The organism is Inhella sp. (assembly GCF_027532025.1).
Taxonomy (GTDB): Bacteria; Pseudomonadota; Gammaproteobacteria; order Burkholderiales; family Burkholderiaceae_C; genus Inhella.
Map to the genome: position 1 here is coordinate 1 of NZ_JAPZSY010000137.1, position 11,739 is coordinate 11,739.

Consider the following 11,739-nt stretch of genomic DNA (forward strand, 5'->3'; position numbering starts at 1 on the left):
ATCTGCGGCTTCATCGGCATGAACATCTCAGTGCGCGCCAACGTGCGCACTGCCCAAGCGGCCACGAAAGGCATCGGCCCGGCGCTGGACGTGGCCTTCAAGGGCGGCGCCATCACCGGCATGCTGGTGGTGGGCCTGGGCCTCTTGGGCGTGGGCGGCTTTTACTACGCCATCACCGGCGGTACGGGGGCCACGAGTGAAGCGCTCAAGCCCATGCTGGGCTTGGCCTTCGGCTCGTCGCTGATTTCGATCTTCGCGCGACTGGGCGGCGGCATCTTCACCAAGGGCGCTGACGTGGGCGCGGATCTGGTGGGCAAGGTGGAAGCCGGCATCCCCGAAGACGACCCGCGCAACCCGGCGGTGATCGCCGACAACGTGGGCGACAACGTGGGCGACTGCGCCGGCATGGCGGCCGACCTGTTCGAGACCTACGCCGTGACCCTGATCGCGGCGATGGCGCTCGGGGCGCTGATGCTGGCCGAAAGCAGCGCGCTGGCCGGAGTCATCTACCCGCTGGCGTTGGGCGGTGTGTCCATCATCGCTTCCATCATCGGCTGCGGCTTCGTCAAGGCCAAGCCGGACATGAAGAACGTGATGCCTGCGCTGTATCGGGGCTTGATCGTCTCGGGGCTGCTCAGCGCGGTGGCCTTCTTCTTCGTCACCCGGGCCATGTTCCCCGATGGCCTAGGGCTCAAAGGCGGCGGTACCGCCAGCGCCATGGCGCTGTTCGGTTCCTGCCTGGTGGGCTTGGGCCTGACGGCGGCGATGGTGTGGATCACGGAGTACTACACCGGCACGCAATACCACCCGGTGCAGCACGTGGCCCAGGCCAGCACCACGGGCCACGGCACCAACGTCATCGCGGGCTTGGGCGTGAGCATGAAGTCCACCGCGTGGCCGGTGCTGTTCGTGTGCGCGGCCATCTTCGTGGCTTACTGGTTGGCCGGCCTGTATGGCATCGCCATCGCCGCGGTGTCCATGTTGAGCATGGCGGGCATCGTGGTGGCCCTGGACGCCTACGGCCCCATCACGGACAACGCCGGGGGCATCGCGGAGATGGCGGAACTGCCACCCGCCGTGCGTGACGTGACGGATCCGCTGGACGCCGTGGGCAACACCACCAAGGCAGTGACCAAGGGCTACGCCATCGGTTCGGCCGGCTTGGCGGCGCTGGTGCTGTTCGCTGATTACACGCACGCGCTGGAAGCGCGTGGCATGCACGTCAACTTTGACCTGAGCGACCACAAGGTGATCATCGGCCTCTTCATCGGCGGCCTGATCCCCTACCTGTTTGGCGCCATGGCGATGGAGGCGGTGGGGCGCGCCGCCGGTGCGGTGGTGGTGGAGGTGCGCAAGCAGTTTGCGGACGGCCAGATCATGGCCGGCCAGCGCAAGCCCGACTACAGCGCCGCGGTGGACATGCTGACCACGGCCGCGATCAAAGAAATGATCGTGCCCTCGCTGCTGCCGGTGATCGCCCCCATCGTGGTGGGCCTGCTGTTGGGCCCGGCCGCGCTGGGGGGGCTGTTGATGGGCACCATCGTGACCGGCCTGTTCGTCGGCATCAGCATGTGCACGGGCGGTGGCGCGTGGGACAACGCCAAGAAGCTGATCGAAGAAGGCTTCAAAGACGACAAGGGTGTCGTGCACAAAAAGGGATCGGAGGCTCACAAAGCCGCCGTGACGGGCGACACCGTGGGCGACCCCTACAAGGACACCGCCGGCCCGGCCGTGAACCCGCTGATCAAGATCATCAACATCGTGGCCTTGCTCATCGTGCCGCTGCTGCCCATGGGCACGGCGCCGGTGAAGGCGGAAGTGCCGGCCGCCACGGCTGAAGCCCCAGCCTCGGCGGCCCCGGTCGCCCCCATGGCGGCCGAGGCTGGCAGCGCACCCGCCTCTCAGTGAGCCCCCTGCCCTCGCGCAAGAGCCCGCCTCGGCGGGCTTTTTTCATGCCGACGCTGCCGATGGGTCGGCGCGCTCAGCCCACAATCTCGGTCTCATGCAACGCGGCGCCGACCCCAAATTGCTCGACCCCGGCTTGTGGCGGCTGGAGGTGGCGCGTCGGCGCCGGCAATTGGATGAACTGCGCGGTTTCCTGACGACGCTGGAGCGGGAGTTCCAGGCCTTGAGCCAATCGGTGCTGGCCTTTTGGTCGGAGTACGAGCAGCGGCTGGGTCCCTTGTGGCAGGAACTGGAAGGCCTGCAGCTGGATTTGCAACGCATGCTCGATGCCATGGCCGAGGCCCAAGGCGGGCCGCCGGTGCGCTTGCCGACGCTGCGCACGCGGCGCACCCTGCCCACTTTGCCAGCGGCTGTGGCATGGCCCGAGCCGCCGGCCGAAAGCGATGCCCCCACGGCGCCTTCGCTGAAGCATTTGCACCGGCTGGCAGCGATGCGCCTGCACCCTGACCGCGCGCCGAGTGAAGCCGAGCGCACGCGCCGAGAAGCGCTGATGCGCGACGCCAACTTGGCCTACGCCAACCAAGACCGCACCGTGCTGGAGGGCTTGCTCATCGCTGCCGGCGAGTCGCCCGTGCGGCTGAGCGGCTTCGACTTGCACGCGCAGTGGCAATGGTTGGAGCGCTGCGAGCAGTTGGCGCAGGGGCGGATGCGCCTGATCCGGGCGCACCTGGTGCTGTTGCGCCAGCATCCCAACACGGTGATGGCGGAGTCGGTGACGCGCGGTCGCGAACGAGGGCTGGATGCGCTGGCGCTGATGGCCTTGCGCTTGAAAGCCCAGGTGCAAGAGTTGCGCCAGCAGCACTACATCGGCTCGCGCCTGCCCCCCCAAGGGGCGCTGGCGCAGCAGTTCCTGGCGCAGTGGCGCACCCGATGGGCCGAAGTCGCCAGCGTGCAGCCGAGCTATGCGCCCGACTGGGACGGCTTGAAAGGCGAACGCGCCGCCAACTCGGCCTCGTAGGCCGCCATGGCGGCCTGCTCTTCGTCGGCGAAGCGGCCGACTGCATCGGCAAAGCGCGGGTCGGCCAGCCAGTGCTGGCTTTGGGTGGGCACGGGCAGCAGGCCCCGAGCCATCTTGTGCTCGCCCTGGGCGCCGCCTTCGAAGCGCTGCACGCCGTTGGCGATGCACCAGGCCAAGGGCGCGTAGTAGCAAAGCTCGAAGTGCAGGAAGGGCAGGTCCCGCACCGCGCCCCAGTGCCGGCCGTACACGGTGCGGCCGTCGGCGCTTTGCGCCAGCAGCGAGGCGGCGATGGGCGCGCCCTCGTGTTCAGCGATCAAGAGCACCCAGCGGTCGCCCCCGCTCAGCGCTTGCTGGAAAAAGCCCTCGGGCAGGTAGGGCGGGTTGCCGCGCAGCGCGTAGGTGCGGGCGTAGCAGCGGTAGAAAAAGGCCCAGTCGGCCTCGGTGATGGCCCCACCGGCCACCACGCGCACCTGCACGCCGGCGTCGCGCACGTGGCGGCGCTCTTGCTGGATCTTCTTGCGCTTGTCGCGCTTCATCGCCGCCAGGAAGTCGTCGAAGCCTTGCCAGGCCGGGTCGCGCTGCCAATGGAACTGCGGCTGCTCGCGCGTGGCGAAGTCCAAGCCCTGCAGTGCGCGGGCGTCGGCCTCGCTGCCGAAGAGCAGGTGCAAGCCGCTCAGGCCTTGCGCTTCGGTCCAGTCGCGCAGCGCGCGGGCCAGCAAGGCCCGGTGAGCGTCGTCCACGGCCAGCAAGCGGCTGCCGGGCACGGGGGTGAAGGGCACGGCCACCACGGCTTTGGGGTAGTAGCGCAGGCCGTGCTGGGCGTAGGCGCGGGCCCAGGCCTGGTCGAAGACGAACTCGCCCCAGGAGTGGCCTTTGAGGGCCAGGGGCGCGGCGGCCAGCAGGGTGTCCTGTTCCTGACCTTGACCCCACAGCGTGGGCCAGAGCAACTGCCAGCCGGTGTCGGGACAGGCGGCGCCGGTGCGGCCCAGGGCCCGCAGGAAGGACGCGCGCATGAAGGGCGTGGGCGCGTCTTGCTGGGCCAGCAGCGCGTCCCAGGCAGAAGCATGGGAGGTCAAGTCGTCGAGGAAGCGCAAGGTCAATTCCATGGGGGCGCGATCTTGCCTGTTGCCGCTCGATCGGGGCGCGCTCTCAATGAAAGTCCCTGCTGTCCAGGTCGAGCCGACCGAGCCAAGGGCTGAGGTCTTCGAAGTCCCGGGCCAGCACGTGCCCCACCCCATCGCGCTGCTGCCACACGCCGTGCACCATCAGCAGCCGCGCCTGGATGAGCAAGCGGCGGTGTTGGGCGTAGATGGCGGGCCAAACGATGACCTGGGTGGTGCCGGTTTCGTCCTCCAGGCTGATGAACAAGGTGCCCTTGGCGGTTTGTGGGCGCTGGCGCACAGTGACGAGGCCGCAGGCCGTGGCGCGGCGGCCCGGGCGGTGCGTGCGCAGGGCCTCGGTGCTGAGCGCGCCGCGCGGCGCCAGGCGCGGGCGCAGCAGGGCCAGCGGGTGGTGGCGCAGGCTCAGACCCAGCGCGGCGTAGTCCCAAAGCACGGCCTCGCCATCGGGGGCTTCGGGCAGGTCCAGCGCCTCGTCGGGCGGCAGGCTGCCCTGCAGCAGCGGCGGCAGGCGGCGCAGGGCGCTGGCCTGCCACACCTGCTGGCGGCGGTGGCCGGCCAGGGAGGCCAGCGCGTCGGCGGCGGCCAGGCGCTGCAGGTCGGGCGCGTCCAGCCCCGCGCGCAAGGCCAGGTCTTGCGGATGCACGAAGGCACCGCCCGTGTCGCGGGCCTGCACGATGCGCTCGGCCGCCGCGCTGCCGAGGCCGTGCACGCGGTCCAGGCCCAGGCGAACGGCCGGTTGCGACTCGCCGTCGCGGGGCTCCAGCGTGCTTTCCACGCGGCTGTGGGCCACGTCCACCGGCCGCACCTCGATGCCGTGGCGCCGCGCGTCCTGCACCAGCTGGTCGGGCGTGTAGAAACCCAGGGGCTGGGAGTTGAGCAAGGCGCACAAGAAGGCCGCCGGCTCGTGCCGCTTGAGCCAGCAGCTGGCGTAGGTCAGCAGCGCGAAGCTGGCGGCGTGCGACTCGGGGAAGCCGTAGGACGCGAAGCCCTGGATCTGCCGAAAGATGGCCTCGGCGAAGTCGTCGGTGTAGCCGCGCTCGCGCATGCCGGCCAGGATGCGCGCGTGAAAGCGCGCCAGGTCGCCCGGCCGCTTCCAGGCGGCCATGGCGCGGCGCAGCTGGTCGGCCTCGCCGGGGGTGAAGCCGGCGGCGATCATGGCCACCTGCATCACCTGCTCTTGGAAGATGGGAATGCCGCAAGTGCGCTGCAGCGCGGTCTTCAGGGCCTCGCTGGGGTAGACGATGTTCTCGGGCCGCTTGGCGCGGTTGGCCAGGTAGGGGTGCACCATGCCGCCTTCGATGGGGCCGGGGCGCACGATGGCGACCTCGATGACCAGGTCGTAAAAGCAGCGGGGCTTCAGGCGCGGCAGCATGGACATCTGCGCCCGGCTTTCGATCTGGAAGGTGCCCACGGTGTCGGCCGCGCAGATCATGTCGTAGGTGGCGGTGTCGCCCTCGGGGATGCTCGCCAGGTCGGTGGGGCGGCCGAGTTCGCGCACGAGGTCGAAGCAGCGCCGCAGCGCCGACAGCATGCCCAGCGCCAGCACGTCGACCTTGAGCAGGCCCAGCGCGTCCAGGTCGTCCTTGTCCCACTCGATGACGGTGCGGTCGGCCATGGTGGCGTTCTCGATGGGCACCACCTGCGACAGCGGCCCCTGCGTGAGCACAAAACCGCCCACGTGCTGGCTCAGGTGCCGTGGCTGCCCTTCGAGCTGCCGGGCCAGCGCGATGAGCTGGCGCAGGCGCGGGTCGTTCAGGTCCAGGCCCAGCTCGGCCTCCAAGGCGGCCAGGCGCTCGGGGGGCAGCAGCGCGTCGCCCCAGCGGTGGTGGTCCTTGGCCAGGGACTCCACCAGGGGCTCGGGCAGGGCCAAGGCCTTGCCCACGTCGCGGATGGCGCTGCGCGCGCGGTAGCGGGTGACCACGGCGGTGAGCGCGGCGCGGTGGCGGCCGTACTTGGCGTACAGGTACTGGATGACCTCCTCGCGGCGCTCGTGCTCGAAGTCGACGTCGATGTCGGGCGGCTCGTTGCGCTCGCGGCTGATGAAGCGCTCGAACAGCAGGGTGCTGCGCGCCGGGTCCACCGCGGTGATGAAAAGCGCAAAGCACACCACGCTGTTGGCCGCCGAGCCCCGGCCCTGGCACAGGATGCCGCGCGAGCGGGCGAAGGCCACGATGTCGGCCACGGTGAGGAAGTAGTGCTCGTAGCGCAGCTCTTCGATCAGGGCCAACTCGTGCTCGGCCTGCGCCACCCAGCGCGGGTCGGGCCCGGCGGGCCAGCGGCGCTGCAGGCCCTCGTGCGTCAACTGCCGCAGGTGGGCCATGGCCGTGCGCCCCGGGGGCACCACCTCGGACGGGTACTCGTGCCGCAGTTCGTCCAGCGAGAAGTGGCAGCGCTCGGCCACGGCCAGGGTGGCGGCCAGCAGGTCGGGGGGGTAGACCTGGGCCAGCAGCACCCGGCTGCGCAGGTGGCGCTCGGCGTGCGGCTGCAAGTCAAAACCGCATTCGGCCACGGGGCGCCCCACACGGATCGCGGTCATGACGTCTTGCAAGGGCTTGCGCGAGCGCACGTGGAAGTGCACATCCCCGCAGGCCACCAGGGGCACGCCCGTCAGCCCCGCGACCTGGCGCAGGCGCTGCAGCCAACGCTCGTCGCCCAGCTCGCGCAACAGCGTCACGCCCAACCAGCCGCGCCCCGGCGCGTGGCGCTGCAGCCAGCGCGCTTGCGCCAGCAGGTCGGCGTCGTCGGCGCGGCGCTCGGGCACCAGCAGCAGCACGCAGCCCGCCAAGGGCGTGGGCGCATTCAGGGCGGGGTGCGCACGGGTCAGGCGGTAGCGCCCCTTGACGGGCGAGGCACGGCGCAAGTCGGTGATGAACTGGCTGAGCTGGCCGTAGCCCTCGCGCTGGCAGGCCAGGGCCACCAGGGTGAAAGCCGGCGGGGCCTCGGGGCCGGCTTCGTCGTCGTGCACGGCGAACTGGCTGCCCAGGATGAGGTGGGGCAGCTCCAGCTCGGGGTCGCGCTCGGGCGCGCGCTCGCGCCACGCGGCCACCAGGCGCTTGAGGGCCACGTGCGCGCGCACCACGCCGGCCAGCGAGCACTCGTCGGTCAGCGCCAGCGCGGCGTAGCCCTGCACCTGGGCGCGCTGCACCAGCTCTTCGGGGTCGGAGGCGCCGGTGAGGAAGCTGAAGTGGCTGCGGCACTGCAACTCGGCGTAGGCCGCGGGCGCGTCCTGCCCCAGCTGCGGGGGGGCCACGTGGCGGGCCGTGGGGCTCACTGGACGACCCTCCGCACGGCGTGCTCCGGGATTCGCGCTTGGGAGCGGCCCGGCGCGCTCACTGGACGACCCTCCGCACTGCGTGCTCCGGGATTCGCGCTTGGGAGCGGCCCAGCGCGCTCATGCAAACACCCCGTGCAGGTACCACTCGGGCGCGTCCAGCGTGCGGCGGTCCAGGTAGACCCACAGCAAGCCGGCGCGTGGGCTGTGGGCCAAGTAGTAGTCGCGCTGCACGGATCCGCCCTCCCCCGCCCCCCACCAGCCCGTGGCCAAGCGCTGCGGGCCGGCCAGCAGGCGCAGCGGGCCTTGGTGCTGGGGCTGGTCGTGGCGCACACCCAGGCGCAAGGGCGGGTCGAGCAGCCAGGTGGGTTGCACGCCGGGCGGGTGCGGCGCCTCGGCCCAGTCGCGCGGGCTTCCCGGCGCGGGCGCTTCGGGGCGCCAGGCTTGCCACTGCTGCAGGCATTCTGGGCGGTGATCGGCCTGCAGCACGGGCTGGCGCACGCGCTCGGGCCCCAAGCGCGCGGCCAGGCGCTCCAGCAACTGGTGCAGGGGCTCGCGCGCCGCGGGGTCGCCCCCGTCGTCGTCGAGGAACAGGGCCGTGCTGGCGTCGGGCAGGGGGTGCACCTCGTCGGCCTGCAAGCGCAAGCCCCCGGCGGGCGCGGCCAGGGTGGTGCGCGCCAGGTGCTCGGCCAGCAACCGGTTCAGGTGCGCCAGGTCGCGCGTGGGCGCGGCCGTGGCCAGGGCAATGGACCCGCCCTCCCCGCTGTCGCGCGGCCGAAAGGCGTCGTGCTGCCAGGCCAGGGTCAGGCGCAGCACGCCCTGGTGGCGCGCGGCCAGCCAGGCGCTCAGCTGTTGCAGCAAGGGTTGTGCGTGGGCCAGCAAGGCCTGGGCCTGCTCCACGCGCCAAGGCAGCTCCAGCGCCACGGCGAAGGTCTCGGGCAGTTGCTCCCACACGTGGGCCTGCGCGGCGTCCACGGCAGGGTCGTAGGCCTGGTCCAAGGCGGCCAACAACTCGGGGCCGAAGCGCCGCGCCAAGGCCGTGCGCGGCAAGGCCCGCACCTCGCCCAAACGGCGGCAGCCCAGGCGCGCCAGCATGGGCTGGTGGGCCTGCACGGCCTCCAGCACGTGCAGGGGCAGGCGGTCCAGCAAGGGCGCCAAGGGGCGCGTGAGCCCGTTCACCACTCCGCCCCGCGCGAAGGCCAAGGCGCCCAGGCGCGTGGGCGCCCAGGCCAGCGCTTGCACCTCGAACTCGGCCTGCGCCTGCGCCTTCACGCGCGCGTGCAAGGCCTTGAGCCCGCCGAACAGGCGCAGGCTCGCGCCCAGCTCCACCAGCACGGCCTCGCCCTGCCGGGTCACCCGCGGGCTGAAGCGCAAGGCCCACCACGCCAAGCCCTGCAGGTGGGGCGCCAGCGCCTCAGCCGTGCGCGGACTGCGCAGTGCGAGCCAATGGGGCTGGGGCGTCATGGGACACCTGGGCATCGCGCAGCGCCTCCGCATCGGGCTGCGAGGGCGGCATCCCCCCACGGCGCATGCGGGCGGTCAGCAAGGGCGACAAGGCCTCGGGCACGGCGGGCAGCGAGGTCCAGCCTGCCTGCGGCGGCCCACGCCGTTTGATCACCTGCACCTGGAGCGTCCAAGGCGACCCGGCCTTGACGCGCACGCGCAAGGGCGCGGCCGAGGCTTGCGACGCGGCACTCTCAGGGCGCATCAAGAACACCGGCGCAGGCGAGGCCATGGCCGCCACCTGCAAGCGCCGCAACTGCTCGGGCCGGGCCTCGGGAAGCCAGGCCAGCACGGCCGCCGCCGCTTGTGCACGAATGGCTTGTTCGACCGCCCACAGGCTGTGCCGCGCGCCCTCCGGCGCCACCCACACCCAGCGCAGGCCCGCCAAGCCCTGCGAGGCCAGGCCGGGCACGTGCGGCACGTGCGGCGGGTTGACGAGCAGCACCGGCCGAGCAAGCGCAGTCGGCACCCGGCGCGCCCGGCGCGCGGCCCGAACGGACGGCATGGTCGGTGCGGCCCAGGCGCGCAGGGCCGGCGCCAGCAAGCGCCATTCGCACGTGCCGGGCACCTCCATCAGCAGTTCGCACAGCATGCGCGTGGGCCAACCGCCGCCAGGCAACTCGGCGTCCAAGGCTGCAAAACCGCTGGACACGCACGGACTGGCGTTGCTGCGCAGGCTCGCGGCGCGCCACACGCGCGGGTCGTGCTGCCAGGGGTCGACCGGGGCCGGCAGCGCTTGCGCGCGAGGCCGATCGAAAAGATCGAACGAGCCCGGCATCGCCGGGAGGGGCGCAAGGCCCGAAGGAACGAGGAGATGGGCAGGCACGGCGCCCCCGAGAACAAGCCGATGAAAAGCCACCCCACCGCAGACTGTGGCGGGATCTGGATACTGTGTTTTTATCCAGTATACGGAGCTTGCTTCGGCCTTGCATCCGCCGTTCATCGGGTGCCCCCGCACGCGTGAAATGGCGCCGGAAAAGACAACGGGCCTGTTCTTGTGGAACAGGCCCGTTGGCTCTTCTGATAAATGGTCGGGGTGGCGGGATTCGAACTCGCTATCCCTTGCACACCATTTAGGTTATTCGTTGTTTTTTTGCATCCAAGGCAATCCAAGCCAGATCGAAGAACTTCGCCAAATCAATGACTTAGCCATTTTTCATCTCTATCGAAGTCCATCAAAGTACACTGAAAGCCAATTTCAAATTGCCAACAAATTGCCAAGACGCAATCAAGAGGCACCTGAGGGGCACATATGGCGGGCATCAAGCAGGGCACGAAGCAAGGCTTAGAGCTGACCACCAAGGAGGTGTCGGGCTGGGCGGGCAAGGCCATCGCGGGCGACATTCTGCGAGCGGGTAAGGGTCTGTATCTGCGCAAGACGACCACCGGCTGCTTCTGGTTCTTCCGCTTCGCGTCCCCAGTCACCGGTAAGCAGGTACGGGTAGAGCTTTGGGCCGACGACCCACGCGGGCTACTTGGGTTCCCTGACGCGACCCTGGCGGAGGCAAAGGCAAAGACTGCCATCCTGCGCCGTGACATTGATAGGCGCATAGACCCAGTGCTGAAGGCTGAGCAGGATAGGCAAGCCGCCATTGCCGCAGCAGCAGCCGAGGCCGCAGCAGCCGAGGCCGAGCAGCGCCGACTCGCAGAGGCCGCGCGCTTGGCTGAACTTGAGCAACAGCGCCGCATCACGGTGCGTCAGTTGTTCGCGCGCTGGCAAGAAACAGACCTTCAGCCTGTAACGCTTAAAGATGGGGAGCGGCAGGGGCGCAAGGACGGCGGCGCGCTGATCGAGCAGCAATTCAGAAAGCACCTGTTCCCATTGATCGGCGACCGCATTGCCGAAGAGGTCCGGCGCGCCGACGTCATGGAAGTGCTGGACAAGATCAAAGCCAAGGGCTTGAACCGGACGGTCAACATGGTGCTATCCAGCCTGCGCCAAATGTTCACGTTCGCACTAGTGCGTGAGATTGTCAGAGCCGACCCCACGTACGGCATCAAGAAGGGCCGGGACGGTGGCGGTAAGGATGTGGAGCGCGACCGCACCCTGAGCGCCGAGGAAATCAGCCTGCTGGCAACGCTGACTCCGACCGCCAAGCTCAATCAGCGCACAGAGACCGCCATCTGGCTGATGCTTGCCACCGGCTGCCGAATCGGCGAACTGATGGGCGCAACATGGGCCGACACCGAGGCGAGCAGAACCGCACTGAAAGAGCAGGCCGAGAAGGTGAACGCCAAAGTCGGCACCGTCGACCTAGCGGCAAGAACCTGGGAAGTCTTCGACACCAAGAACCAGCAAGATCATCTGATTCATCTGAGCGACTTTGCCCTGGCTCAGTTCTATAAGCTGGCCGAGCTGCGCGAGATTGGCAAAGATGGCAAGCTGATGCCTTGGGTGTTCCCCAACACCACCGGCACCGGACCAGTCTGCACGAAGTCAATCAACAAGCAGTTGCAAGACCGGCAGCGCGATGCCGACAAGCGCATGTCGGGCCGCAGCAAGAACACGACCGCCCTACTCTTACCCGGTGGACAGTGGACACCCCACGACCTGCGCCGAACAGCCGCCACCCTGATGAGTCGAGCCGGGGTGAACGTCGCCGTCATTCATCGGTGCTTGAACCACAAACCCCAAGACAAGCTCGACCGCATCTACATCCAAGACGACCGGATGGAAGACCGGCAACGCGCATTTGAGGCGCTTGGGGACCGCCTGTCCGAAATCACCAGCGGCAAGGCTGTTACTTCGAACGTGATCGGAATCAAGGCAGCCTAAGCCGAACAAGGCATGTTGAACCGCCCCGGGTTTCGAGGAGGCTCAACAATCTGAAAGGATTGAGCCATGAGCAAGTCGAACAAGTTTTCGCCTGAGGTGCGTGAGCGCGCGGTGAGGATGGTGCAAGAGCACCGCGGGGAGTACT

7 protein-coding genes are annotated in these 11,739 nt (G+C 69.5%); 3 read left to right on the forward strand and 4 right to left on the reverse strand.

Translation table 11 applies throughout. The annotated features are described in order from the left end of the window. The coding region (locus O9335_RS16035) for a sodium-translocating pyrophosphatase (protein WP_298389965.1) at nt 1-1,908 on the forward strand (1,908 nt) is incomplete at its 5' end. A 94-nt stretch (nt 1,909-2,002) separates the two neighbouring features. Further along, nucleotides 2,003-2,923, forward strand: coding sequence for a hypothetical protein (locus O9335_RS16040; protein WP_298389968.1), 921 nt, complete (start codon nt 2,003-2,005; stop codon nt 2,921-2,923). On the opposite strand, the gene O9335_RS16045 is transcribed toward O9335_RS16040, so the two are convergent. From O9335_RS16045 to imuA, 4 genes are all read right to left on the reverse strand, one after another. Then, on the reverse strand, nt 2,866-4,029 hold the full coding sequence (locus O9335_RS16045) for a GNAT family N-acetyltransferase (protein WP_298389971.1): 1,164 nt from the start codon (nt 4,027-4,029) through the stop codon (nt 2,866-2,868). The genes O9335_RS16040 and O9335_RS16045 overlap by 58 nt on opposite strands. Before the next feature lie 43 nt (nt 4,030-4,072). After that, complete coding sequence (locus O9335_RS16050; RefSeq protein ID WP_298389974.1) at nt 4,073-7,315, reverse strand: error-prone DNA polymerase; 3,243 nt, start codon at nt 7,313-7,315, stop codon at nt 4,073-4,075. Between the two features lie 120 nt (nt 7,316-7,435). Next, nucleotides 7,436-8,779 (reverse strand): DNA polymerase Y family protein, encoded by a 1,344-nt coding sequence (locus O9335_RS16055; RefSeq protein WP_298389977.1) that lies wholly within the window; start codon nt 8,777-8,779, stop codon nt 7,436-7,438. Next, on the reverse strand, nt 8,730-9,596 hold the full coding sequence (gene imuA / locus O9335_RS16060; protein ID WP_298389979.1) for a translesion DNA synthesis-associated protein ImuA: 867 nt from the start codon (nt 9,594-9,596) through the stop codon (nt 8,730-8,732). Before imuA ends, O9335_RS16055 begins: the two co-directional genes overlap by 50 nt. Nucleotides 9,597-10,070: 474 nt before the next feature. On the opposite strand from imuA, the gene O9335_RS16065 reads away from it, so the two are divergent. Further along, entirely contained in the window at nt 10,071-11,594 is a 1,524-nt protein-coding gene (locus O9335_RS16065) for a site-specific integrase (RefSeq protein ID WP_298389982.1), read from the forward strand. Nucleotides 11,595-11,739: the final 145 nt, after the last annotated feature.

Coding starts and splice junctions, on each gene's coding strand:
- O9335_RS16040 (WP_298389968.1), top strand. CDS start 2,003: ATGCAACGCGGCGCCGACCCCAAATTGCTCGACCCCGGCTTGTGGCGG.
- O9335_RS16045 (WP_298389971.1), bottom strand. CDS start 4,029: ATGGAATTGACCTTGCGCTTCCTCGACGACTTGACCTCCCATGCTTCT.
- O9335_RS16055 (WP_298389977.1), bottom strand. CDS start 8,779: ATGACGCCCCAGCCCCATTGGCTCGCACTGCGCAGTCCGCGCACGGCT.
- imuA (WP_298389979.1), bottom strand. CDS start 9,596: ATGCCGGGCTCGTTCGATCTTTTCGATCGGCCTCGCGCGCAAGCGCTG.
- O9335_RS16065 (WP_298389982.1), top strand. CDS start 10,071: ATGGCGGGCATCAAGCAGGGCACGAAGCAAGGCTTAGAGCTGACCACC.